This window comes from Wolbachia endosymbiont of Nilaparvata lugens, assembly GCF_007115045.1.
Classification (GTDB): domain Bacteria; phylum Pseudomonadota; class Alphaproteobacteria; order Rickettsiales; family Anaplasmataceae; genus Wolbachia.
The window spans coordinates 678,166-702,894 of the sequence record NZ_MUIY01000001.1; the positions used below are offsets into that span (position 1 = coordinate 678,166).

Genomic DNA, 24,729 nt, shown 5'->3' on the forward strand with positions numbered 1-24,729 from the left:
TAACTATAGCGTGCCATACTATAAAATAGTGGAGTATTTATATATATGATATAAGTTTAAAGGCGATAGTGCTTCAATTATGAATAGTCAAGATACAGATTATGTTACCCTTATACCTCAAGATGATGGTGTTGAATATAAATTTGAAGAAGCTATAAATTTTGTAGAAAATAAGGTTATAGGTGCTGACGGGTTAACTTTAGCAGAAATATTTCAAGTGCTAGTTCGAATGTTAAATGGTGACCTAGAATTAGTAAAAAAAGTGCTAGCATATGCTAATATTATGGTAAAGCATGGAATGAGGATGGCGAAAGAATCACAGCTAAGCAGAGCCGATGTTCTTCGAACTTTAAAAGGCAAAGAAAGTATGCTCAATAGGCAAGATTTGATCAAAAAACCATCTCTTCCACCTGCTATAAAATCGATTAAAAAGAAAAGTAGAGGTTTTTAAATGACTGCATCCATAAAAAAATTTACTGTACAGTGTGATTTTAAAGGACAAAATTCGCCTTTTGCAATATACATAGGAGATCCAAAGGGTGATACTCATCCAATTCACCATCAAGATTACTGGCTTGCAAAGGAGCGTGGAGGAAATATACCTAACAAAGTCAAAGAAAGTCTGCAAAAATTACACAAGTTATCTCAAGAAAATGGCATTTCTTTTTCAGAATTATGTGCATATGCTATCACTATAGTTAGCAACAATGATAAAAAAAGTGACGGTAAGTAGTTAGATTCTCAATATTTCATTTATAGAGGTTTTTGATCTCGTTTTCTCGTCCACTTTTTTTACTATAATTGCGCAATAGGTTGAGATATTATCTTTAGATGAAGTAGATCCTGGTACAACTACAGAATAAGGTGGCACTTCACCGTAGAATACTTCTTTCGTTTCTCTATCAATAATTTTTGTTGATCCTCCAATAAACACCCCCATGCCAAGGACTGATCCTTCTCTTATTATAACACCTTCGGCTACCTCACTGCGTGCTCCAATGAAGCAATTATCCTCTATAATAACCGGAGAAGCTTGAACAGGCTCAAGAACTCCGCCTATTCCCACTCCACCGGAGATATGGCAATTTTTTCCTATCTGTGCACAACTACCAACTGTTGACCAAGTGTCTATCATTGTACCAGAATCAATATATGCACCAACGTTGATAAAGCTTGGCATTAAAATAACATTTTTACCTATGTAAGCAGATTGGCGGACAAAACATCCAGGAACTGCTCTAATTTTTGACTGGTAAAATTTCTCCTCATTCCATTCACTAAACTTACTACCGATTTTGTCAAACCAGCAATTGGTGTTGTCTATTATTTTACTTTCTGCAGTGAGAAAATGTAATAATATTGCCTGCTTGATCCATTTATGTACTATCCACTCTCCACTTGATGACTTTTCTGCTACTCTAATTTTACCATTATCAAGTAACTCAATTACCTCTTTGATTATTAATCTTGCTGCTTTTTTTAGATTACAATCGTTAAGTTTTTCTTTATCTTTCCAAATATTTTCTATCTCATCTTGTAATTTTTTAGTTGCAAATTTTTCATTTATTATATACATATTGATATCAAATTTATATTATTTTATACGTAAGCACTATGAAAATACAATGTCATAATTGTACTAAAACTTACTTAGTATCTCGTGAGCAAATAGGTGAATCTGGAAGAAAAGTGAAATGTACAAACTGCAATCACATGTGGCATGAGTATCTAAAAGAAATTTCAAGCGAATTGTGTCCTGCTAACATGCAAGAGAAAAAAGCTAGCTGGAGGCAAAATCTAGCTCTAGCTTTTGCAACAGTTGCAGGATTGTGCGTTATAATTGTTGGTGGTATCTTTCCAGGAGAGGTAAGTAAGATATATAAAGCAGTTAGTTCATATAAAGATTCAATAAGCTATAAGTTAGGATACAAAAAAGTGCAAACAGAAAATTCAAATGCGAGAGAACTTGTTGTAAATGAGTTTTATCAAGATTACCTTTTTCTATCTAATTTTAGATCTAGTTAAATAGGCATAAGTTATCAATGTTATGCAAGTAACTACACTTATTACTTTATGATAGTGTCATTCCAATTTCAGCTACTTTCATGACGCCCTATGATTGTTATTACATCGTTTACTATAGGTTTGTTTCAGAAGCTTACATCCAGAAAACTTGTATAGATTTTTTCTACTTCTGTGATATTATAAGCCTGTGATGATAAAATAAGTGGATATGGATAAGTCAGCGTATGAAATCATAGAGCATGAGTATGATGTGGTGATAGTAGGTGCAGGTGGAGCAGGGCTTAGAGCAACACTTGGAATGGCTGCAACTAATTTTTCAGTTGCCTGCATTTCTAAAATTTTCCCTACACGAAGTCATACAGTTGCAGCGCAAGGAGGAATTAGTGCAGCTTTGAGTAATATTGCTGAAGATGACTGGCGCTGGCATGCATATGATACAATAAAAGGTTCAGACTGGCTTGGCGATCAAGATGCAATAGAGTATATGTGTAAAAATGCTGCCAAAGCTGTGATTGAACTTGAAAATTTTGGTGTACCCTTTTCTCGTACGGAAGATGGAAAAATATATCAGCGTGCCTTTGGTGGAATGACAACTCACTTTGGTAAAGGAAAATCGGCTCAGCGTACTTGTGCAGCAGCAGATAAAACTGGGCATGCAATTCTTCATACTCTATATCAGCAATGTCTTAAATTTAACGCTGAATTTTTTGTCGAATATTTTGTAATCGATTTGATTATGGACAAAGGGACATGCTGTGGGGTGATAGCTTGGTCGCTGTGTGATGGTACGTTGCATAGATTTCGTGCACATTCTGTGGTAATAGCAACAGGTGGTTATGGACGTGTTTATTTTTCTGCAACAAGTGCACACACCTGCACAGGTGATGGTAATGGCATGGTGGTGAGAGCTGGGTTGCCACTTGAAGATATGGAATTTGTGCAATTTCATCCAACAGGAATATATGGCTCAGGGTGCTTGATGACGGAAGGATGCCGCGGTGAAGGTGGGTACCTCGTTAATTCTCAGGGTGAGAAGTTTATGGAACGTTATGCGCCAAAGGCAAAAGATTTGGCTTCTCGTGATGTAGTAAGTCGAGCAATGACAATTGAAATTAGAGAGGGAAGGGGAGTTGGGCCAAAGAAAGATCACATGTACTTGAATATAGCTCATCTTGATCCGGAAGTAATAAAGCTCAGATTGCCAGGTATTAGTGAAACAGCAAAGACCTTTGCAGGAGTTGATGTTACTAAAGATCCGATACCTGTTATTCCAACTGTTCACTATAACATGGGAGGTATTCCAACCAACTATCATGGGGAAGTGATCACGTTGCAAAAAGGTAAAGAAGAAGTGGTAGAAGGATTATTTGCAATAGGAGAAGCAGCATGTGTTTCTGTGCATGGTGCAAATCGACTTGGTTCCAACTCACTTCTTGATCTTGTGGTTTTTGGTAGAGCTGCAGCGCTGAGAGCAAAAGAAAAATTGAAACCTGATACACCACATAAAAAATTGCATTCAGACTGCACAGACTTGATAGTAGATAGATTTAATAAAATGCGATTTGCTTCTGGAGAGTTCAAAGTAGCAAAAATACGAAGTGAAATGCAGCACACTATGCAGAAATATGCATCGGTATTCCGTGTTGCTGAAGTTTTAGAGGAAGGTAAAAAAGCTATGAAAGAAGTAGCAAAAATGATGCCTAACATTGCAGTTGAAGATCGCAGTATGATATGGAATAGTGATTTGGTTGAAGCACTGGAGCTTGCCAATATGATTCCACAAGCAGTTATTACCATGGAATGCGCAGCTAATCGCGAGGAAAGCAGGGGTGCTCATGCTCGTGAAGATTTCCCTGAACGTGATGATAAAAACTGGATGAAGCATACTATAGCATGGCTTAAAGAAGAGAAAAGCCAAGTTAGTGTAGAAATTGACTATAAAAAAGTTGCTGAAAAAACTCTGAGCGATGAGATTGATTTCATCGCCCCGGAAAAGAGAATTTATTAGTTAACCCATCTGGTTTATTTATAAATTGACGTAGTATTGATACATAGCTCATTTGAGTAGCTGGGCTTTCTTTATGCTCCGATTGATTTGACGATCTTTGTACTTCTTGCTCTGCTGAGTTGTTAGCTAAATTTTGTTGTTCAGTAATATTTTTAGGTTGTTTTGCAGCTAGGTGATCATCTTTACGGCTTTGCTTATCGTTGGTTAATTCCTTAATAGACTTCCTAATGTCGCTAAGTCCCAAAGTGAATATCAGACAGACCACTCCTGTTATAGCTATGATGGGTAACGCTGCTCCAATTGCAATTTGTCCTTGGAAGCAAGAAAGTGTTACCATTGTAATAATAGTAGTTGCTACTGTGATTGCTAACAATACACTAGCTCTCCTGCCCGGATCAATGCATTTCCATACAGCAGATGCTCCTTTTTTTACACCAGAACCTAGCTTTTTAATGCCTGATTGACATTTTTTCGAAGCAGTTCTACAGTGGTATTTTTCCTCAAACTTCTCTTTTAGTTCTTTAGCTTTCTCCTGTGCTTTCTGTGGAGTGCTTGAACAATCTTTTAGATCTCGTAAAGTTAAATAGTACTTTTTAGTATGGAGTTCTGGATCTTCTAACCATAAAGAATCAGGGTTAGCACCGTTTTGTAATAATGCTGCACAAAACTTTGTTGTATTATCATAATTAGTTGCTAAATCAAAAATTGTTTCTTGCGATAGGTATTCGATACTTTTTTTTTCTGCTTTTTTCTTTAGTGCTAATTCTAGAGGTGTATTGCCTTGCCTGTTAGTTGCTTTTATAGCTTCATCTAATTTATCTTCAGATATTTTTCTTTCTTTTACTAAGGCTGATATTAATTTCAAGCATGTAACTTTTTGCTTCCCTCTCAGCAAGGCAATATGGTGTAAAGCATTATTACCATCTGTATCTTTCAGGCTAATATCTGCTCCTTTTTGCAATAACTCCTTAAAGGATTTCTCATCTTTATTTTTAATTGCTAAATGTAATTGATAATTATCATTACTATCTGGAGTATTTATGGTATGTGGTATAATTTCTTTAATTTTTGTTCTTATTTCTGATTTTAACTCAGGTTTCTTTACTGACTTTGCTAATTTTTCTAGGAAATCACAATAGTATGTCTTTTGCTCTTCTTTTAAGTATTGTAATTCTTTTGTAGATAATCCTAAATTGTCAGAGCTGGCTCCATACTTTAACAATTTTGCAAGAAACTTAAGTGTGTTATCGTTATCTTGGATTGTGTGAGAATCATGTTTCCCTTTTATTATCTTGTTAATTATTGCTACCTGAAAAGGAGTCTTTCCTTCTTGATTTTCACTATCAACAAGTTGTACTAAATTTTTCTCGTTAGCTATTTTTATCAAGGTATCTAGAAACTTAAGCTTTTGTTTCTTTTTGAGCGATGCAATAAGGTGTAAAATATTATTTCCTTTTTCATCTGTTATGCCACTGACATTTGTGCAATCTTTTAGGTATTTTCTAAATTTCCTGTTATTTCCATTTTTGATCGCTTTTAGTAATAGAGTATTGTTATTTGTTATTTCGTTGCTTATTTCTACTTTATGATCATCTTCAACATCGCTACCGTAGCCACTTTCTGCTTCACTATTCCTACGATCATTTTGGTTGTGGGTAATACTATTAGAACAATATTTGCTATTATCAGTAATTTCTGAAATTACTTGTTCTATCTTCTCTTTCTTTATTTTCTCTAGTTTTTTTGACTGTTTGATTTCTTCTTTCAATGCTGGAAGGAAGTGTTGAGTATAATACTCATAATATTCTGGCGATTTTTTTAATTTAATTAATACCTCAGTTAATACCTCAGGACTAGCCCCTTTTTTGAACCACCTCTTGCATTCTCTGAGAGTCCCGTCTTTCCCAACTTCTGGGTTTAGGTGTTTGTGCTTTTCTTTTTTTACCTTTCTCTCTATAATATTATACAATTGCTTGTCTTTTTTATCTTGCTCTGGTTTTTCATTTTTGTTTATACATTTGTCTAGTTTATTTGCATTACTAACTAATACACTTGAATCTATAACCATATAAAAACCTCAATATTAAAGCTATTTGGCGTTAGCGCTTCAACTAACAGCCTATTGAATTGGACTTTTAAATTGAGCTAGATGTTATCGAAATATAGGTGGAAAGCTAGTTTCTATTAGAAAATCTGTTGTCATAATTAAATCCCCACTTTAGCACTTGTCTACTATTTTAACTATCTTATCTTAAAAAATAATAAATGTGGCTAAACTGTGAAGCATGAATGCTGCTAAAAGAGATAAACAAATATTTTTATAGATCTTTCGGGCTTTGTTTTTCTTCTAATTTTTTAATCCTTTCTTTATTTAGTATTGATTTTATCTCTTCTACGCTTTTATCAAGATCATCATTAACTATGACGTAATCATATTTATTACTTTTACTTATCTCTTTTTGGGCTTCGGATAATCTTCGCTCTATTTCAATTTCATCATCACTATTACGCCTTTGTAGACGCAGTCTAAGCTCTTCCATTGAGGGAGGTAGTATAAAAACACTTACAACTTTTTCTCTTAAGATTTCAAACAAATGAAATGCTCCTTGCCAATCTATATTCAGTAAAACACTTATTCCACTACTCAGGTTTTGTTCTATAAAATCTTTTGGTATACCGTAAAAATTCTCAAAAACTTTGGCATATTCAAGCATTTGACCAGCCTTACATAGTTCGTGAAACTTTTCTTCAGTAACGAAAAAATAGTCTTTTCCGTTTACTTCACCGGGACGAGGTTTGCGTGTAGTCATAGAAACAGACATAACTAAATCAGTTGATTGCTCAAGTAATTTTTCTGATATAGTAGTTTTTCCAGCTCCAGAAGGAGAGGATAGAATCAGTAGTATGCCCTCATTTTTTACGGTCATTTTTCTTTATTTAACAAGTACATTATAGAGCTTTTTTAAGACTTTGTATTTTTTGAATCAAAGTTTAAAAGACTAGAGCCCTCTAAATTAGAATTTGATAAATTGGCATCAATAAGAGAGGAATTATCAAAGACAGTATAACGTAAATCGGCTTTTTCAAGATTTGCCTTATTCAAATTAACGTTTACAAACTTTGCTCTACTTAATATTGAATTAGAAAAATTAGCATTTTCTAAATTCATATCCTTAAACTCAAAGTAAGAATAATTTACATCAAATTTTTTGCCCTGCGATATTTTCTCTTGCAGATCTTTAATTGAAGTTATGGCATTCTCTAGATTTGTAATTTTTGTCTGTCCTTGATTGTCAATCAAAATTGAATTATCAAATTTGCAATCTGTTAAATGAATATCAGCAATTGAACTTTTATATATGCTTGAAGAGAGGAAAGAGACATCACTCACTTTTGAATTACTCAAATTGCTAAGAAAAAAACTAGTCTTTCTAAAGGCATTATCATAAAACACGGAGGATTTGAAATCACTTTCAATAAAGTGTGAATTAGTGACTTTTGACTTAGAACAGCTCGAATTATCAGCTAATAATTTGAAGAATATTGAATTTTCTATCTCACTCAAATCCATATTATGGTGGGAAAGAGTACTATTATAAATTTGAGAGTCTTTAATTTTTGTCTTATACATTGAAGTTGTCGAAAGATCTGAATCTTCTATTTTTGCAGAGGTAAACAATGAATGGTCAAAGAACGAACCATTCATGTCAGAATTCACAACTTTAGTATTATGAAACTTTCCATGACAAATGTTAGCGTTATAGGTATTAACTTTATGCAATTCACTAAAACTAAAATCAATATTAGATAAATCAGCATCCTGAAGGTCTGATTCGAAAACATATGCATGTTTTATCTTGGAACCATTTAGTATAGATTTAATGAAGTTTGAATTATCCCCTTTCACATAGGAAATTTGTGAATTGCTTAAATTGGCTTTTTCAAAGTTACTATCAACTATAATAGAAGCATTAAAATAGGCGTTCGAAAGATTGCTACCTGTAAAATCCAATTTTTTTATTTTAGCACCGTATATATTAGCGTTTTTTAGTGAAGAGAATTGTATCTTGAGCTTGTGTGCATCCACTCCAAAGAAACTTGCATTGTCGAAATTATTCTTCTGCATAACAGTGTCGTTTATTTCACTATCACTAAAATTGATGTAGCTGGCACTTGAGTTTGATAAATTGGAGAAATTCATTTTTACATTCAAGAATTTGGTATGCAAACCAATTATATTACGCATACTTACTTTGTTGAGATTAGAATTGACAAAATCAGCATAACTGATATTAGATTGATCAAATATGATATCTGTTAGATTTGTAGAAGCAAATTTTGAAAAACTTAAATTTGTGCCTTTTATTTTAACGCCATGTAAATTAGCATTGGAAAAATTGGCACCACGTAAATCAACATCGATAAAAGACACATCTGATAAATCGGTGTTAGAAAAATCGGCACCAATTAAACTTACTCCATCAAAAATAGATTTGCTTAAATACAATTGACTAAAATTAGCACCATTTAAATTAGTACCAAAACCTTTCTTAAAATCTTGTGGTATGCCTGCTTTGTTGCACTGTACTAAAAATTTAGCAAAATCTTTTGTATTGTAAGATACGTATTTTACATCATGCAGAGCGCTTAAAAAATCATTGATTGCATCATCTCCATAGCATAAATGACCAACTAAAATTAATATTAAAAGTCTAATTATTTTTTGCATCACACGTGTTTTCTTTTGTTTTTATAGCAAAGTTATACATCTCTGAGTTTTCTTGATTGTTTATTTCTTTATCCTCTAAAAGGTATGGCATCATTTCGGCAATTGCGTTTATTATGTTGATCTGATTCCTTTCGATTGCTATTTCAATAGGGGACTTAAAATTATTATCAACTACTCTAGGATCAGCACCTTGTAATAAGAGAAAGCGAACTGTGTCTATTTGACCTTGTTTCACTGCATAAATTAGAGGAGTATCACCCAATTTATTTCTAAATCTTAGTATTTCTTGAATTGTTAATCCAATTTTTTCTAGCTTATTTATTACTCCTCTTAGACAAATTAAGTTGCCCTTCTTGATGCAGTAAAAAAATTGCTTACTGTAATCATCAGTAAATATAGTTTTAGGAAGGTGCTCATTTAGGCTATCATATTGTCGTTTATATATTGACTTGCTTTTATAGTCCCATTTTTTTGTTATTTCTTTGTTCAGCTTTGTCCATTTTTCATCTTCTTTATTTATCTTGTCAGGCTGTTCTTCTTTCTTTTCCTCTAATAAAGGACTTGTTGAAAGTTCGGTGTCTTTTATTCTAACCTCCTCTTCGGGCTGTAAATTTATTTGATTATTACTACTGATTTTTTTCTCCTCAGATTCTTCTTTCTTTTCCTCTAATAAAGGACTTGTTGAAAGTTCAGTATCTTTCATATTAGTCTCCTCTTTAGATTGTAGGTTTATTTCATTATTTGAAGGTACTTCTTCATTTTGGGTTGTGCTTTCTTTTAGCTCGCTTATAGAAGGTACTTCTTTATTAGCTACATTTATTGAGTTTTGGTCTGTGCTTTCTTCTAGCTTGCCTGTAAGTGAGTCATTCTCTTTATCAGCGCTTTCAGCATCAGTGTTGCTCTTCGATTTGTCTTCTTGATTTATGCTATTTTCATTTTTATTTTCTTCAGGTTGCTCTATAGCAAACAGGTTAGATGATAAAAATATAGCAACTAATAGTATGAAATATAAAGTATTCTTCATAAATATTACAGGCATAGGATTAATTAGAATGATACTATAATCAAATGATTAATCTACAGTAAAAAATGCCTTAAGGTTTTATTTATAAAAAACATTTGTATTACCTTTTCTATACGAGTAGAATTTTGCAAAGACTGAATATCAAAGTTTTTCCCATTTATTTAGGTTTTACCTTAAATTGTCATTGGAATAGCTGACACTGTTTTTTTCTGGATTCCAGCGTCACGCGCTGGAATGACACCTTCATAATGTTATTCCATTTCTCTTGTCATCCCAGTACTTGATACTGGGATCCATTTTCCATCATCATTAGAAACGTTATATTTTAGCATAACTTTTATATTCGCAAATTTAACTAGATGCTAGTGCTGGATACTTTTATGACATCTATCATTTTATGTTTATAGTATTTTTTGCAAATAAATGTTCATAATTATGGTATAGAGTGAAAAATTGCTTGACACATTTAGTAATTTGATTATTATTAATAACAATGAGGGTATTTTAGAGCTTGAAATTCACCTTGTTCAAGTCTGCAGACTTTTCAATTAATCTCTCAATAAAAAAATATAGCACGGTCTACTTCAGTTCATACTTAATTTCTGTCATGAGGTGTGTTATATTTTTCTAAATCGTTTTTATAGGAGGATCATTATGTCTAAAATTCCTTAAAATTAATTAAAGTTAAACAATTAAATAGTGCAGTACTGCCTTACGCGTTGCTAATCCAAACTTTACTTGCTGTAAAATAACACAATCTGCTATATCATTGCTAATCTCAATTCCTCTATTTATTGGTCCTGGGTGCATAACAATTGCATCTGGTTTTGCGTGCGATAGTTTTTGTGCATCAAGTCCATACAAATGAAAATATTCTTTTTCTGAAGGGCTATTATTCATGCGCTCTTTCTGCAATCTTAAAAGCATAATGACGTCAGCATCCTTTATACCTTCGGTTAATGAATAATGCAGTGAATCTACTTCAGGAAAATGCTTACAAATTAAGGTTGGTGGAGCAACTAAGCTTATTTTTGCTCCAAACATTTTTAGCAATCTTATATTTGATCTTGCAACTCTACTGTGCAAAATATCTCCACATATTACAATTTTGAGGTTTTTTATTTGTTTTTTATGACTGATAATTACGAGATAATCTGCAAGAGCTTGAGTTGGATGTTCGCTGCTTCCATCGCCTGCGTTGATTAACGAGCAGTTAACATGCTTTGCCAATGTATTAATAATACCACTACTTTTATGCCTGATTATCATATAGTCAGGATTCATTGCATTTAGTGTTTTTATCATATCTTTTAGATCTTCCCCTTTGTTAATAGAAGAAGATTTTATTGGTAAAGTTATAACATTTGCTCCAAGGCTTTTTGCTGCTATTTCAAAAGATGCGAGCGTACGTGTTGAATCTTCAAAGAATAGGTTTATGACTATTTTATTTTTCAGAACATGACTATTTTCAACTTTTTCTTCAAGGTATTGGTTGGCTAATTTAGTTATATTTTCTACATCACCGATTGTGAGGTCTGAGATATTTAATAAATTCCTTCTCTTGTCCATAGCTCCTTTTTTGAGCTTATTCTACTTTCTTAATTTCAATTACACAACTGTAAAGTAAAGTAGAAGGAAGCTATAAAATTTTATTTCCACTTACATTCATCTGCTATCATAACAGCCTCAAAGAGATGCTTCTCAAGCTCACTTATAGGCAGAGTACTTTGTAGGTAATTTCCCCAAGATTTTAACACATCAGAAATTTCAATACCTTCAACAATAGGATATTCTTGATTCTTTTTAGCATATAATTCTTGAGCCTGCCTGCTTACAAAAAACTCCAATAAAGCTATAGCATTTTCTCTGTGTTTTGCGTTTTTTGTTACTGCTGCACCACTAATATTCACCATTACACCATCATTAGGAAAAAAAGCTCCTAACTTGTCTGTGATATTCTTTTTATTTTCTGATGAAAGGATTCTTGCAAAGTAGTAGCTGTTTACTATTGCAACATTGCCTTCACCAGCGGCTACAGCATAAATTTGATCTGTGTCACCACCGCTTGGTTTTCTTGCCATGTTGCTTACAATTCCACTCACCCATTCTTTTGTTTTTTCAAAACCATTTTTTGCAATCATAAAAGCGATCAATGATCGGTTATATGGACTTGTGGAAGAGCGTACTAATATTTTCCCTTTCCATTTTTCATTCGCTAAATCTTCATAGGTACTTAATTCCTTAGGATCTACTGATTCTTTATTGTAAACCAATATTCTAGCTCTTTTTGTGAGACCAAACCAATAATCTTCATTATCTCTAAATTTTGCAGGTATGGCATTTTTTAAAGTCTCTGAATCCACTTGGGATAAGAGCCCTCTTTTTTTGGCTAAAATCAAATTCACTGCATCTGCAGTTAAAAACAAATCAGCTTCACCGCCATTTTCCATACGTGAAAGCAATTGGGAATAATCGTCAATGATATAACGTACCTTGATGCCAGTGGTTTTTGTAAAATCATCAAACAAACTATGTACTAATTCTTCTTTACGTGATGAATAAACGTTTACTACTTGTGAATCATCAATTCCGCTATTTTTATATAAAAAATTAACGACTATCAATACAGCCGCTACTAAAGATATAAATATTAAACCTTTTTTCATAAACAAACCCCTTTAGCTTAAGGTACTCAAATAGCGAGGCCTTAGCAAGTATAAAAATTCCAATCAATGGACATTGTAGGAGATTTATTTCATTCACTTATACTATAGATAGCATCCTTACAATTGTGAGATTGAACTACAACCTGCTCAAGCGTTAAACTGCTGCGTTTAGCGTCTTTACTATGATTTTCTCCAAGAACATTTGTTCTTTCTCGTTTTATTTCCTCAATGAATTTCCCATTAACATTTTTAGGATCAATCGTTTCTTCAGAATATACAAGATTAGTGCAATTTGTTTTTCTATAGTAATGCACGCCAACACACACAGCTAATAATGCAACTATAACTAAGCCTGTAAGTGGTAATAATCTTATGTTATTGATCAAAGGATTCTGGTAAAATTTTTGTATATTATTAACACCACCTTCCATATACAGCAATAAAGGGAGCGATATATTTGCAGCAACTACGGCAGTTAATAATGTAGTAAATAGTGGCCTATTATTAATTAAAGACTCCATTTTGTTAGTTTTACTAATTACTTTTTCGTCAATATTGACGAAGCCTTTTTTAGATTTCCAAGCATTAAGGACAAAATTTGAATGAGTGCCATTGCTATATTCCAGCCTTACAGACTTTATAACTTTACCTTCTGGCTGGTGTCTAAAAACATTGTCTAAAACTTCATCTGCATTTTTTCCTTGAGCTTGATATTCTTTAGTATTTATAAATTGTTTTGTTGCAAAAAATATTGGACTAATTACAAGCAATGAAGCAACTGCAATAATTGGTACGACGGTATAGAGTGGACTGTTTGTAAAGAACGTAATAAATTTTGCTTTATCTTGTAAATATACTAAAGCTGTAGATGTGCTAAGCACGATAGCGGCCGCACCAAAAATTACAACGCCTTTCTGCTGCATGGCGTACTGCGCTTTGGGCCAGAATCTGTTTTTTTGCAGTTTAGATTTGCTGTTTGTAGGTGAAGATTCTTGAGAACTACTTCTGCTCGTGTATGATGGCGGAGAAGTTGAAGGTGTATCGCTATGCTGACTGAACTTTTCAAGAAGATTTTTTTCACTTTCATCCCTATCCCATGGTTGATCAAATACTGTTTCTTGAGAAGGTGATCTGCTTAGAGTTGGATGTTGACTATTTGTTTCATTATCAGCTTTAGAACTATCTTCTGGAGTTTTTTTACTTTTATTTATAACTGCATAAGCAGGTTCTTCTGGTCTACTGTCAGCTGATCCGTTTGAAGTAGGTAAATTCAACTCTGCATAAGAAGATTCTTCTAATCTATTTGGGCTTTGTGGTATATTAAGTTGTGAATCTGAATTTCTTGGTGGAAGAGTAGGTGCTATTTCATCAAGTTGTGAAGCTTGATTAGCTGGTAGAATAGATGATGGCTTATTTGAGGCAGCTTCTTCAAATGGATCTGTGTTTTTGCCATCTTGTTTTGGAGTACTTGTTCTGGGAGTTGGTGTTGGTGGAGTTGCTCCACTATTTTCACTCACCGTTGTATGAGAAACCAGTGTGACGTTATCTTTATTTTCTGATCCAGGCATATTCGCTCCAAAATTAATTACAATGTTATGTTGATTACGCTATAGTTATTAAGATATAGTGAATACTAATTTAAGAATAAATATTAGTATAAGAACTGCTGATCAAAGATCCTTTCATTCAAAGGGCAATCTTTGTCAAAAAGTAGAGTGACTGTATTTTCGTGATCTTTCTGTATTTTTACCTGCGATATGTCGTGAAATTCCTTGTAATCTGATACTACAAGTGCTGGACGATTTTTCACATCATTGATATCAATTTGCACTATTGTATCATTTGAGATTAGCGCTCCATTCCAACGCCTTGGGTAGTAGCTATTAATGGAAGTCAGTGCAAGTAAATTTGAATTAAGTGGTAAGATTGGCCCACCGGCAGAGAAGTTATATGCAGTGCTACCTGTTGGGGTAGACAATATAATTCCATCTCCTCTGAATTTTTCTACTTTTAGCTTATCATTAATGGTAATATTCATCTCCACTATTTGATTTGCATTTCTAAAGACATACACTTCATTTACTGCGATGTAATGGTGTTTTTTGCCACTTATGTCTGTGGCTTCCATTTTTAGTAAAGTTAGCTGAGTAGGAACTGCATGTTCTATATGATCAATTAGATCTTTAAAACATTTATTCATTAAAAACCCGACATTACCGGTATTTATTCCATACACATGTATATCTTTATTCCCTATGACGTAGTTGTGTAGGGTGCGTAGCATAAAACCATCGCCACCAACAACTATCAGCAGATCAACTTCATGCTTACCTGCTTCTGCTATATTGATAAAATTGAGCTTCTGTAGTAGTTTAGATACTTCCTGAGACTTGGTTAGCGAAGAAGCAATATAGCCTACATTTTTATATTTATACATGTTAAATAAAGAGGGGAGGAACTAAAAAAGACTCCCGTATTTATCATTAAACTTAGCTATTTTACTATCCTTCTCCCCTGAACCGCTTGTCAAGCTTCCAGTCCATGCAGGATGAGTAAGAGGATCTCTATCAAGTTTTATTCTTTGACCTTCCTTTCCATAAGTGGAATAAGTTTCAAACTCTTGACCATCTGTCATAACTATAGTAACTTTGTGATAATCGATTTCTGCCATTGTTCTTACAAATTTCTTACCAGCTAAGATTTTAGTGAATCTGGTTCATTTGGTCAATCATTATTGTGAAATATTGACAAAAAAATAAATAAAGTAGTATACCTAATGAAAAATAAATAATTTATTATGATCTTTGCTTTTCCTGGTCAGGGCTCTCAATTTATAGGAATGGGAAAGAACTTATATGATGAATTTTCAGTTGCAAGGCAAGTATTTGATGAAGTAGATGACGTATTAGGTAGAAAGCTGTCTCATTTGATTTTCAATGGTCCTATTGAGAAATTAACCATCACGGAAAACGCTCAGCCAGCTATAATGGCAGTGTCAATTGCAACGCTACGTGTTATGAAGTACGTATTTGGTGAATATCTTTACAGAGTTCAGTATGTTTGTGGGCATTCAGTTGGCGAGTATACAGCGCTATGTGCTGCAGGGGCATTGACGCTTGAGTCTACAGTCAAATTGTTAAAAGTTCGTAGCGAAGCAATGCATGAAGCTTCACTGAAATGTAAAGGTGGAATGATTGCGCTACTTGGAGCAGAAATAAGCGAAGTAGAAGGTATATTAAAATCAGCTCAAATTGATTGTGAAATTGCAAACGATAATGGTGGTGGACAGGTAGTGGTGAGTGGTACTTCAGAAGCCCTTGAAATGTTACCTGAATTGTTTAAAAACTCAAGTGTAAAGAAAATAATTAAATTGCAAGTTAGTGGGCCTTTTCACTCATCTTTTATGAAACCTGCTGATGAAAAACTTCTGGAATTTTTAAAAAGCATCAACATAACTCGCCCTTCGATTCCTTTTGTATCAAACGTTACAGCTAAGAAAGAAAGTGATCCAGAGATCATAAGAGCTTTGCTCGCTAAGCAAGTCATAAGCAGAGTGAGGTGGAGAGAAATGATTTTACATATGACAAGCCGTGGCACTAATAAATTCGTTGAAATTGGGCCTAATAAAGTTCTATCCAATTTAGTTAAAAGAATTGACCAATCTATCAATACAAAAAGCATAGGTAGTATTGATGATATTGATGGCTTCTTTAATGAATCATTAATGTTGACAGCAAAAAATTTTAAAATAAAAGCTTATAACTAACATAAAGTAAAATTTGGGCTATTTTTTTTGCTTTGATTATTGATGGCAGCGGAATGTCAAACATTGACACTAAAGAATATGATCTGGCGCTAGGTGATACTACAGTTAAACTTTTTATTAAAAGTAGCGATACAAGTGGAATCAATTTTATCAATGTGCATCAAAATGAAGTAACTTCAAAAGAAGCTGGTGAGAATATAATCGAGGAGTTTGGTGGAAGAATGCTGTACATTACTCATGGTGATGGTACTCCGCGCAATGTAGAATTTTACTTAAATGGTGAGCGGTATGAATTCGATCCCAATCGCATGTTTGATGATGTAGGTGCAGAAGCTAGCTTAAGAGAGTTTGGCAATTTTTCAGAAGATGCTTTGAGAATTACTAGAAACTTTGCAGAAAAAATTTTAGACTTTTTACTTCCTGGTCAAGATCATGTTATTGCTCTGCACAATAATCACAACTCTCCCAGCTACTCATTCAAAAGCTATTTTTCTCCACCACTTTCTCATGATGTGCTAAAGATTTATCCAGAGGTATGTCCAGAAAATGGAACGGGTGAATTTTTTTACACGACAGATGAGGGCTGGTTTAATGCTTTAAAACAGAAGGAAATTTTTAATATAGTATTGCAAAATAACAAAGCAGTCGAAGACGATGGTTCTTTATCTGTGTATGCTAGCAAAAATCATATTCAATACTCTAATGTAGAAGCACAACATGGCCATTTGGAGCAGCAAATAGATATGCTATCTGCTATGCACAGTGTTTTATTTCCTAATGCAAATCAGCCCTTATTTATAGATTTATAGTAATATAAAGCGCACTACACAATTAATGAACTACCTGTCATTTCATTTGGCTTTTTGAGTCCAAGTAGCTGTAAAATAGTAGGTGCAATATCAGATAATTTTCCATCTCTCAGTTTTAAATTTTCACAAGATATAATAAATGGAGCTTTATTTAGAGTGTGCGCTGTGTGAGGTGTGTTATTTTCTTCATCAAACATACATTCCACATTACCATGGTCTGCTGTAACAATGAGTGCAGTATTACCCACTTCTTTGACAACGCTGAGTACTTTTGCAAGGCAATCATCTACAGCGAGCACAGCTTGCTCGGCTGCTTTTATATTACCTGTGTGTCCCAACATATCAGGGTTAGCGTAGTTTACAACTATCAGCGCAAATTCTTGAGAATGAATTTTTTTTACAAGTTCTTCTGTGAGCTCGAAGGCTGACATTTCAGGTTGTAGATCATAAGTTTTAACTTTTGGTGAAGGAATTAGTATTCTTTCTTCACCGAGCAAAGGTTCTTCTCTTCCGCAATTAAAAAAGAAAGTCACATGAGCATATTTCTCAGTTTCTGCAATACGCAGTTGTCGTAATTTATTGTCTGCTATTACTTGCCCTAAAGTGTTAGCAAAAGATTCAGGAGGAAAGAGATGGGGAATTTTTAAGTCCGCTTTGTATTGCATCATACTCACAATTGAAGAGAATTTTGTCACTTCAGTATAACCTGCTTTACCAAGTAAAATACTTGCCAATTGTATCATTCGATCAGCACGAAAGTTAGCCAATAGCAATCCATCTTCTGATTTTATGCCTTGATAATCACCTATTACTGCAGGCCTAATAAACTCATCGGTTATATTATTTTGATAATTTTTATCAATCAGCGATACTACATCATCGTGGTGAGGTGCTTTTGCAAATGCGATAGCCTCATAAGCTTCAATTGTCCTTTCCCACCTATTATCACGGTCCATGGCATAATAACGTCCAGAGACAGTGGCAATTCTTATGTCATTATCTTTGATGCTCTCTTTAAATTCTTGAATGCATTTTTTCCCTGAATTTGGCAATGTGTCTCTGCCATCTAAAAATGCATGTATCACAACTTTAATTCCGCGCTGTGATATTTTATTTGCTAAAGCTCCAATATGCTTTTGATGCGAATGAACACCGCCATCTGAAACCAGTCCCATTATATGGCATATGCCGCTTTTGCTTTTTAGATCATTAATAAAGCTCTGCAGATTTACATTATTTTCTATCGTTTCAATTTCTCGATTAATGCGCTGCAGGCTTTGCATTACCACTCTACCACTGCCAATATTCATGTGTCCAACTTCTGAATTGCCTATCTGGCCGTCTGGTAATCCAACATCAGTTCCGCAGGCAGATAAACTGCGCTTTGGATAATTAGAGCTAATATATTGCCAACAGGGTGGACTTGCATTGCTAATAGCGTTGTATTTACTATTTTCTATTCCATTGCCCCAGCCATCTAGTATACATAAAACGACTGATTGAAAGTTCATATAAAAGTTAATATCGAAACCCCCAATGGTACCAAAAACAAACTCTTTTCACAACTTTTGTGTTAAAATAAGAGATATAAAAAGCTCCTTAGAGGTATGAGATTTTTCATAAAATATTTTATTAAAGTGATTGACAGTTGCTGAAGTGTTTACTAAAACACTTGCATAGCTTTAATAGTGAGGTCAAGTGAGTTGTAGCCAATATATAAAAGGTAATACTTTAGCAACATCAGGCGCTATAGTTAATGCAAACAAGTTCGTAAATTTTTTAAAAAATAATACACACATTAGAAAGCTTATTTTACGATATTCAAGCATTGATTGTGAAGTTGTAAAAGAATTAGCTAAGCTTTCACATCTTACTTCACTTGATCTAAGTTGCTGTTGTATTGGTACAGAAGGTGCGAAGATTTTAGCAAGCGGAAATCTTATAAATCTTACTTTGCTTGATTTAGGAGGAAACGAAATTGGTGATGAAGGTGTAGAGGCTTTAGCCAGTGGAAATCTTACAAGTCTTACTGAGATGAAATTATATGATAATAAAATTAGCGATAGGGGGGCAAAAGCTTTAGCGAGTGGAAATCTTACAAATCTTACTTTGCTTAGTTTAGGATGGAATGAAATCAGTGACAAAGGTGCGGAAGTTTTAGCGAGTGGAAATCTTACAAATCTTATTACACTTAAAGTATATGATAGCAGCATTAATTACAGAGGTGCACAGACTTTGGCGAGTGGAAATTTGATACGTCTTACTTCACTTATTTTTAATTATTGCAGTATTGATAGCACGTTGCCTGAAAATGTCCTGCCTTCACTACGAAGTAGGTGTAATAAAAGAAAAGTAGGGGGAGAGCAAGGTAGCAAGCTAAGTGAAGCGCAGGCATCTTTGCATTTTGATAGTAAAGGCTTTAAACCTATATAACTTCACACGTTTTGTCTGTTTAAAAGACAAAAAAAGGTAGTGAATTCTGGGCTAAAAGTGAAATGTACAGATTGTATAAAATAGTGCTCCCCGGGCCGGATTCGAACCAGCGACCAATTGGTTAACAGCCAACTGCTCTACCACTGAGCTACCGAGGAATAGACTGTTTTCAACTTATCATATTGAACGTAGATTGTAAATGATTTTTATGTAGACTTTAAACCTAGATATCATTCCAGAGCATAGAGCTGTAATTCAGTTTTTATTACCTGATATGCTCATTTGACAGTTAAGTCTTCTCTACCCCTATTTGCATAATACCTTGACGATTCCGTTCACGGTTCCGAGGTAGTAGGGTGTATTAGTTTTTGCAAGCTGTTATTTTGCTATGGATTGCTGTAATGGCATCATCTATTTTATTGTTATCACAGCCTGTTTGGGCAAGTTCGGCATTTCCACCGCAATCCCTTCTGGTTACAGTAGATACTAGCTCTTTTGCATTGATCTTATTAGTTAAATCTTTACTTACTTTGACAATTAAAACTGTTTTATCCTTTTCTGTTACCGTGAAGGCTATTACAGTTTTCGATTTTTGTTGCTGAAGAACAAATTCCCTTATTATACTTCCTGGAACGTCAGTGAAAGTGTGGCTTACGAAATTTATTCCATTTATTTCAGTGCTTTTTATATTTTCTACACTGACAAGCTTTTTATAAAGATTTTTTATTTTGGTTTCGAATTCTTTGCGCTCTTGGCTTAAAATACTGAGTCTACTTATTATTTCATTTACTGGTGCTTTTACGAATTCTGCAACTTTTTTTAAGCTAATTTCGTTATTGCGTAAGTAGTTGATTGCTTCTTGACCGGTTAAAGCTTCGATCCTTCTTACTCCAGATGCAACGGAACATTCTGCTGCTATCTTAAACAAACCAATTTCTCCAGTACGTTCCACGTGTGTACCGCCACATAATTCTTTTGAGTCTCCAATTTTTATAACCCTAACCCTATCACCATATTTTTCACCAAATAAGGCCATCGCTCCTTCGTCTATTGCCTGATCCATACCTTGAACTTTTGTAGACCTAGAAAGGTTTTCTCTGATTAGAGAGTTTACTATATCTTCTACTGAAGACAGCTGATCCTGAGTGACTGGCTTATTGTGACTAAAGTCAAATCTTAGTCTATTTGGTGCGACTAGAGAACCTTTTTGAGTAACGTGATCACCTAAGATTTTTCTGAGTGCAAAGTGTAGAAGATGTGTAGCTGAATGATTTCTGCTTAAGTCTTGTCTTCTTTTTTTGTTAATACTAGCTGTAACTATATCACCTTTACGAACTGAACCAGACTCCACTATACATCTGTGTAAATATAGGTCATTAATCTTGTTGGTATTTTCCACTATGATTACGCCTAAATCTGGTGTCATTCCAGCGCGTGACGCTGGAATCTGGATCCCAGTATCAAGTACTGGGATGACAAGAAGTAACTTTCCAATATCTCCCACTTGTCCACCTGACTCTCCATAAAAAGGTGTTTTATCAAGTATAATAGTTATCTTTTCTCCTTCTTTTGCAGAAACAATTAATTCATTTTTAGAGGAAATTATTGCGAGTACTGTTGCATCCTTTACTTCATCACGTTCATAACCAACAAATTCCGTTTTGCCAAACTGATCGATTAAATTAAACCATACTTGTTCAACAGACTTTTCACCAGATCCAGTCCAATTAGCACGTGCTCTTTCTTTTTGCTCTTTCATTGCATTATCAAAACCTTTTTGGTCAAAATTTATTTTTTTCTCTTTTAAAATATCAAGTGTGATATCCAAAGGAAATCCATAAGTGTCATATAGTTTGAATGCTGATTCTCCAGGAAGGGTGTCACCTGATTTTAAATCTGCAGTAAATTTATCCAAGAGATTAATGCCTTTCATTAAAGTGTCTTTAAAGTTTTCTTCCTCTGATTTTAACGTTTTTTCTATTAAGCTTTTAGCTCTGATTAGCTCTGGATAAGCATCTCCCATATAAGCCAAATTTGTGCCATCTATGAGTGCAGGAAAAACAAGATGCAATAAAGAATCATTATATCCAAGTAGGTGGATATAACGTGCTGCTCTCCTAATTAATCTGCGTAATACGTAATTCCTGCCTTCGTTTCCAGGAAGCACTCCTTCTGCGATGAGAAATGCAGCTGCACGAAGGTGATCTGCGATAATCTTATGAGCTACTTTGTTTTCCTTATTTCCACAGTATTCTTGAGATTTATTGATTAGAGCAGAAAATAGGTCGATATCATAGTTATCATGGACGTTTTGCATAACAGCTGCTATTCTTTCAAGACCCATTCCGGTATCGATGCATTTTTTTGGTAATTTTTGTAAATTACCTTCTTCATCTTTATTAAATTCCATGAATACCAGATTCCAAATTTCAACAATTCTGTCGTCTTCATGTAAAGCGGAATTTCCATGATCGTAAAAGATTTCAGAACATGGGCCACATGGACCAGTATTGCCCATGCTCCAAAAGTTATCATCTGTTGTAATTCTTATGATTTTATCATCTGAAAAGCCACTTATCTTACGCCAAATTTCATGTGCTTCATCATCGGTGTGGTAAACAGTTATGGATAGTCTGTTTTTATCAAGAGACAATTCTTCAGTAATAAATTTCCACGCAAATTCTATTGCAGTTTCTTTAAAGTAATCACCAAAGCTAAAATTTCCGAGCATTTCAAAAAATGTGTGATGCCGAGATGTATAGCCAACATTTTCAAGATCATTGTGTTTACCACCTGCTCTGAGACACTTTTGACTTGAGACGGCACGTTTCATTTCAGTTTTTTGCGTGCCGGTAAAGATGTTTTTGAACTGTACCATACCAGCATTTGTAAACATGAGTGTTGGATCATGCTCGGGAATCAAAGGAGAAGAAGGAACCTCCTCATGATTATTATTTACAAAAAATTTTATAAATCTTTCTCTAATTTCGTTTAGCTTCATCGTTTTTACTGAGATTACCTATAAATAATAAGTTGTAACGGAAGTAAAATCAATTTATCAATCTAAATATTAATATATATATTATTTAGTATAATAAAAGTAACTTTTACATAAAAATTTTAATAAAAAGATATGGGTTTAAATATTTTATCCACTAACATAGAGAAGTATTTGTTAATTCAAATAATATTTTTGTTAATTAATTTAAGGAGTGTGAAATGCCAAAAAAATTCCAAAACACTAAGAATAGCATACGAAAGAGGGAAACAACAAATAAGCAGGAGATGGATGGTCCAACAATTAGAATTGTATCTGACTTGGAAAGTATAAAACAAAACAGAAGAGTAGAATTTTTAATTAAAGGAGAGAATTTAACAGTAAAAGACCTCTCTATATCTTCTAGAGCAGCTGAGATAGGCTTGGTTACAGGAATAGTAAATTCAATAGACATTCCTCAAGCAATTCGTGAATCGACAATAGATGGAATTATTTTAGGTCTTAAGAGTGGAGAAATAGAAAAAGGTAAAGAATATAATTATAGAGAATTTAAGAAAATATATCTAAAAAACCTTGTAGATGAATTGGGTAAGGATAGTTCAAAAAAGCTCAAAGAAAGAACTGATGAAAATAGCCAATTGAGAGAATCTACTACTGAAGAAATTGATTATCAGATGCAGGAAGATGTAACTATCGAATCAGCTTCTTTAACAAAACAAGAATTCGATTTTGCATCAAGCAAAGTAACTACTAAAGAGATTAATGACGTAATAAATGAAATAGAAGAATCAAATGCTAGTTATGGAATTACTCCTGAAGATATAAGTAGTGTTTCCCGTTTTGATAGTAATTCACAAGAAGTGTTAGATCATTCTATATTTAATAGCACAGATGTGGAAGGGCCTAAATTACCCGAAATAAATGGAGGACAGTATATAGGAATAGCAGGGATTGCTGGTGGTATATTGGGTGGAGTGCTAGCAGTAGCTTTTGCAGGATTAGGATACTTTGTATGGCATAGAAAAAATAGGGAAGGTAGCTACGATGTTGAAAAAGCGATGAAAAACCTTCCTGAACAAGCTCAATTTGAGCATTCCGGATCTACATCAGAAATAGAATCTTTGCTCAGCAATGCTACATCGGTAGCACATCTATCTTCTCAGATTAGTGTCGAGTAAGATTCCAGAGTTTGATGGCACAACAGTGCCATCAACTTAGCTCTTACAGCACTTATATGCTCTGGAACCAAAGGAGAAGAAATTTTCCTGTCTTACAAAAAATTTTATAACTCTTTCTCTAATTTTATATCGTTTTTACTAAGGTATAATAAATTGCAATGAGAAATTCAGATATTAATATATGTATTATTTAGTATAATAAAAATATAAAAATCTTAGTGAAAAAATGTGGACTTAAATAATTTATCTTTTATACATAAGGAAATATTGGTCAGCTTGGGGGTCATATATGTCAAGAAGATTTAAAAATACTGTAGGAAAAAAAAGATCAATCAATAAGGAAAAAAGGAATAGATGGATTAGTATTGAATCAGAATTGCGAGATGTAGAACAAAACAGAACAATATATTTTCTATTGGGAGGAGGTGATTTAAAACTCAATTATGTGTGCATACTTGACAATTCATCTTATCGTATACTCATTGGTAGAGAGGAAATAATGCGTGAAGCAAATTCCAAAATAAATTATCGATTGATGATTGATAATATTATTTCTGATCTTAAGAGTGGAAAAATACGAAGTTATAAAAGATATAATGCCAAAGAGTTTTATGAAAAGTATCTCAAAGAGTTTTTGAGTAATGAGAACTTGCAAAAGCTGGAAGCTGGTGATATTGAAAATACAACAGCAGAACTACCAAACTTAAAACAAGTAATGGAAGAAATGAAAAAATCAAACGCTAGCAATGGAATTACAATGCGAAATATAGAAAGTGTTCAAAATACGACGAATATTTTGGGTAATCCTATGATTCATGATACAAACTTGAGAGGATTTAAATTATTGAAAACACCTTCAAACGAGAAAAATAATATAGTGTTCACAGTAGGTATTTTAGCAGTAGCAGTAGCTTTGGTAGCAGCTATTGCAGCAGCTGTACCGTTTAAATGTTGGTCTTGTAATAGAAAAAGTAAACGCCATAGTAGTTCTCAGAAAGAAACTCCATCTAGTAATTTATTAAGTGCAATAACCTTAGAAAGTAGAGGTAATAGTATTATTTAGCAAAAATATTGCAAAAATAGAATTTTTTTA

21 protein-coding genes and 1 tRNA gene are annotated in these 24,729 nt (G+C 33.7%); 9 read left to right on the top strand and 13 right to left on the bottom strand.

Annotated elements, in window-relative coordinates; genetic code table 11:
- The first annotated feature begins 79 nt into the window (after positions 1 to 79).
- Both BWZ41_RS03520 and BWZ41_RS03525 read left to right on the top strand, forming a co-directional pair.
- Complete coding sequence (locus BWZ41_RS03520) at positions 80 to 451, top strand: hypothetical protein (protein ID WP_143689410.1); 372 nt, start codon at positions 80 to 82, stop codon at positions 449 to 451.
- Positions 452 to 733: a DUF2610 domain-containing protein gene (locus tag BWZ41_RS03525; RefSeq protein ID WP_143689411.1), complete on the top strand. Its 282-nt coding sequence runs from the start codon at positions 452 to 454 to the stop codon at positions 731 to 733.
- Here BWZ41_RS03525 and dapD read toward each other — a convergent pair whose 3' ends face one another.
- Positions 734 to 1,576 carry a 2,3,4,5-tetrahydropyridine-2,6-dicarboxylate N-succinyltransferase gene (gene dapD / locus BWZ41_RS03530; RefSeq protein WP_143689412.1) on the bottom strand — a complete coding sequence of 281 codons (843 nt, stop codon included), beginning with the start codon at positions 1,574 to 1,576 and terminating at the stop codon, positions 734 to 736. It abuts the gene before it with no gap.
- Between the two features lie 38 nt (positions 1,577 to 1,614).
- Between dapD and BWZ41_RS03535 the strand changes: the two genes are divergently transcribed.
- A complete protein-coding gene (locus BWZ41_RS03535; protein ID WP_143689413.1) occupies positions 1,615 to 2,025 on the top strand; it encodes a zinc-ribbon domain-containing protein in 411 nt (136 codons plus the stop codon).
- A 208-nt stretch (positions 2,026 to 2,233) separates the two neighbouring features.
- Entirely contained in the window at positions 2,234 to 4,033 is a 1,800-nt protein-coding gene (sdhA, locus tag BWZ41_RS03540; protein ID WP_143689709.1) for a succinate dehydrogenase flavoprotein subunit, read from the top strand.
- On the opposite strand, the gene BWZ41_RS03545 is transcribed toward sdhA, so the two are convergent.
- The 9 genes from BWZ41_RS03545 to rpmE all read right to left on the bottom strand — a co-directional run bounded on the left by BWZ41_RS03545 (position 4,005) and on the right by rpmE (position 15,123).
- Positions 4,005 to 6,101, bottom strand: a complete 2,097-nt coding sequence (locus BWZ41_RS03545) for an ankyrin repeat domain-containing protein (protein WP_143689414.1) — start codon at positions 6,099 to 6,101, stop codon at positions 4,005 to 4,007. The two genes, sdhA and BWZ41_RS03545, sit on opposite strands and share 29 nt — an antisense overlap.
- A gap of 250 nt (positions 6,102 to 6,351) precedes the next feature.
- Positions 6,352 to 6,960, bottom strand: a complete 609-nt coding sequence (gmk, locus tag BWZ41_RS03550; protein WP_143689415.1) for a guanylate kinase — start codon at positions 6,958 to 6,960, stop codon at positions 6,352 to 6,354.
- A gap of 35 nt (positions 6,961 to 6,995) precedes the next feature.
- Entirely contained in the window at positions 6,996 to 8,762 is a 1,767-nt protein-coding gene (locus tag BWZ41_RS03555; protein ID WP_143689416.1) for a pentapeptide repeat-containing protein, read from the bottom strand.
- Positions 8,746 to 9,786 (bottom strand): ankyrin repeat domain-containing protein, encoded by a 1,041-nt coding sequence (locus BWZ41_RS03560; protein ID WP_143689417.1) that lies wholly within the window; start codon positions 9,784 to 9,786, stop codon positions 8,746 to 8,748. The genes BWZ41_RS03555 and BWZ41_RS03560 overlap by 17 nt, the downstream gene beginning before the upstream one ends.
- A 684-nt stretch (positions 9,787 to 10,470) precedes the next feature.
- A complete protein-coding gene (locus tag BWZ41_RS03565; protein WP_143689418.1) occupies positions 10,471 to 11,355 on the bottom strand; it encodes an aspartate carbamoyltransferase catalytic subunit in 885 nt (294 codons plus the stop codon).
- An 80-nt stretch (positions 11,356 to 11,435) separates the two neighbouring features.
- A complete protein-coding gene (locus BWZ41_RS03570; protein ID WP_143689419.1) occupies positions 11,436 to 12,452 on the bottom strand; it encodes an extracellular solute-binding protein in 1,017 nt (338 codons plus the stop codon).
- Positions 12,453 to 12,541: 89 nt separating this feature from the next.
- Complete coding sequence (locus BWZ41_RS03575; protein ID WP_143689420.1) at positions 12,542 to 14,020, bottom strand: hypothetical protein; 1,479 nt, start codon at positions 14,018 to 14,020, stop codon at positions 12,542 to 12,544.
- Between the two features lie 83 nt (positions 14,021 to 14,103).
- Complete coding sequence (locus BWZ41_RS03580; protein ID WP_006013579.1) at positions 14,104 to 14,889, bottom strand: NAD kinase; 786 nt, start codon at positions 14,887 to 14,889, stop codon at positions 14,104 to 14,106.
- Positions 14,890 to 14,910: 21 nt separating this feature from the next.
- Positions 14,911 to 15,123, bottom strand: coding sequence for a 50S ribosomal protein L31 (gene rpmE / locus BWZ41_RS03585; RefSeq protein ID WP_006013575.1), 213 nt, complete (start codon positions 15,121 to 15,123; stop codon positions 14,911 to 14,913).
- Positions 15,124 to 15,249: 126 nt separating this feature from the next.
- Here rpmE and fabD point away from each other — a divergent pair, with 126 nt between their 5' ends.
- Complete coding sequence (fabD, locus tag BWZ41_RS03590) at positions 15,250 to 16,218, top strand: ACP S-malonyltransferase (protein WP_143689421.1); 969 nt, start codon at positions 15,250 to 15,252, stop codon at positions 16,216 to 16,218.
- Positions 16,219 to 16,271: 53 nt separating this feature from the next.
- Entirely contained in the window at positions 16,272 to 17,027 is a 756-nt protein-coding gene (locus BWZ41_RS03595; RefSeq protein WP_108784208.1) for a hypothetical protein, read from the top strand.
- A 14-nt stretch (positions 17,028 to 17,041) separates the two neighbouring features.
- On the opposite strand, the gene gpmI is transcribed toward BWZ41_RS03595, so the two are convergent.
- Positions 17,042 to 18,538, bottom strand: coding sequence for a 2,3-bisphosphoglycerate-independent phosphoglycerate mutase (gene gpmI, locus BWZ41_RS03600; RefSeq protein WP_143689422.1), 1,497 nt, complete (start codon positions 18,536 to 18,538; stop codon positions 17,042 to 17,044).
- Positions 18,539 to 18,725: 187 nt separating this feature from the next.
- On the opposite strand from gpmI, the gene BWZ41_RS03605 reads away from it, so the two are divergent.
- Positions 18,726 to 19,460 (top strand): leucine-rich repeat domain-containing protein, encoded by a 735-nt coding sequence (locus BWZ41_RS03605; RefSeq protein WP_143689423.1) that lies wholly within the window; start codon positions 18,726 to 18,728, stop codon positions 19,458 to 19,460.
- Between the two features lie 86 nt (positions 19,461 to 19,546).
- Here BWZ41_RS03605 and BWZ41_RS03610 read toward each other — a convergent pair.
- Positions 19,547 to 19,618, bottom strand: a tRNA-Asn gene (locus tag BWZ41_RS03610).
- Positions 19,619 to 19,821: 203 nt separating this feature from the next.
- Positions 19,822 to 22,461, bottom strand: a complete 2,640-nt coding sequence (gene alaS, locus BWZ41_RS03615; protein WP_143689424.1) for an alanine--tRNA ligase — start codon at positions 22,459 to 22,461, stop codon at positions 19,822 to 19,824.
- 218 nt (positions 22,462 to 22,679) lie between these two features.
- Between alaS and BWZ41_RS03620 the strand changes: the two genes are divergently transcribed.
- Together BWZ41_RS03620 and BWZ41_RS03625 are read left to right on the top strand one after the other, a co-directional pair.
- A complete protein-coding gene (locus BWZ41_RS03620) occupies positions 22,680 to 23,636 on the top strand; it encodes a hypothetical protein (RefSeq protein ID WP_143689425.1) in 957 nt (318 codons plus the stop codon).
- 289 nt (positions 23,637 to 23,925) lie between these two features.
- Positions 23,926 to 24,699, top strand: coding sequence for a hypothetical protein (locus BWZ41_RS03625; protein WP_143689426.1), 774 nt, complete (start codon positions 23,926 to 23,928; stop codon positions 24,697 to 24,699).
- Positions 24,700 to 24,729: the final 30 nt, after the last annotated feature.

What these genes read in the sequence shown, in the direction of transcription:
- BWZ41_RS03520 (WP_143689410.1), top strand. Translation starts at nt 80, where the DNA reads ATGAATAGTCAAGATACAGATTATGTTACCCTTATACCTCAAGATGAT.
- BWZ41_RS03525 (WP_143689411.1), top strand. Translation starts at nt 452, where the DNA reads ATGACTGCATCCATAAAAAAATTTACTGTACAGTGTGATTTTAAAGGA.
- dapD (WP_143689412.1), bottom strand. Translation starts at nt 1,576, where the DNA reads ATGTATATAATAAATGAAAAATTTGCAACTAAAAAATTACAAGATGAG.
- BWZ41_RS03535 (WP_143689413.1), top strand. Translation starts at nt 1,615, where the DNA reads ATGAAAATACAATGTCATAATTGTACTAAAACTTACTTAGTATCTCGT.
- sdhA (WP_143689709.1), top strand. Translation starts at nt 2,234, where the DNA reads ATGGATAAGTCAGCGTATGAAATCATAGAGCATGAGTATGATGTGGTG.
- BWZ41_RS03545 (WP_143689414.1), bottom strand. Translation starts at nt 6,101, where the DNA reads ATGGTTATAGATTCAAGTGTATTAGTTAGTAATGCAAATAAACTAGAC.
- gmk (WP_143689415.1), bottom strand. Translation starts at nt 6,960, where the DNA reads ATGACCGTAAAAAATGAGGGCATACTACTGATTCTATCCTCTCCTTCT.
- BWZ41_RS03555 (WP_143689416.1), bottom strand. Translation starts at nt 8,762, where the DNA reads ATGCAAAAAATAATTAGACTTTTAATATTAATTTTAGTTGGTCATTTA.
- BWZ41_RS03560 (WP_143689417.1), bottom strand. Translation starts at nt 9,786, where the DNA reads ATGAAGAATACTTTATATTTCATACTATTAGTTGCTATATTTTTATCA.
- BWZ41_RS03565 (WP_143689418.1), bottom strand. Translation starts at nt 11,355, where the DNA reads ATGGACAAGAGAAGGAATTTATTAAATATCTCAGACCTCACAATCGGT.
- BWZ41_RS03570 (WP_143689419.1), bottom strand. Translation starts at nt 12,452, where the DNA reads ATGAAAAAAGGTTTAATATTTATATCTTTAGTAGCGGCTGTATTGATA.
- BWZ41_RS03575 (WP_143689420.1), bottom strand. Translation starts at nt 14,020, where the DNA reads ATGCCTGGATCAGAAAATAAAGATAACGTCACACTGGTTTCTCATACA.
- BWZ41_RS03580 (WP_006013579.1), bottom strand. Translation starts at nt 14,889, where the DNA reads ATGTATAAATATAAAAATGTAGGCTATATTGCTTCTTCGCTAACCAAG.
- rpmE (WP_006013575.1), bottom strand. Translation starts at nt 15,123, where the DNA reads ATGGCAGAAATCGATTATCACAAAGTTACTATAGTTATGACAGATGGT.
- fabD (WP_143689421.1), top strand. Translation starts at nt 15,250, where the DNA reads ATGATCTTTGCTTTTCCTGGTCAGGGCTCTCAATTTATAGGAATGGGA.
- BWZ41_RS03595 (WP_108784208.1), top strand. Translation starts at nt 16,272, where the DNA reads ATGTCAAACATTGACACTAAAGAATATGATCTGGCGCTAGGTGATACT.
- gpmI (WP_143689422.1), bottom strand. Translation starts at nt 18,538, where the DNA reads ATGAACTTTCAATCAGTCGTTTTATGTATACTAGATGGCTGGGGCAAT.
- alaS (WP_143689424.1), bottom strand. Translation starts at nt 22,461, where the DNA reads ATGAAGCTAAACGAAATTAGAGAAAGATTTATAAAATTTTTTGTAAAT.
- BWZ41_RS03620 (WP_143689425.1), top strand. Translation starts at nt 22,680, where the DNA reads ATGCCAAAAAAATTCCAAAACACTAAGAATAGCATACGAAAGAGGGAA.
- BWZ41_RS03625 (WP_143689426.1), top strand. Translation starts at nt 23,926, where the DNA reads ATGTCAAGAAGATTTAAAAATACTGTAGGAAAAAAAAGATCAATCAAT.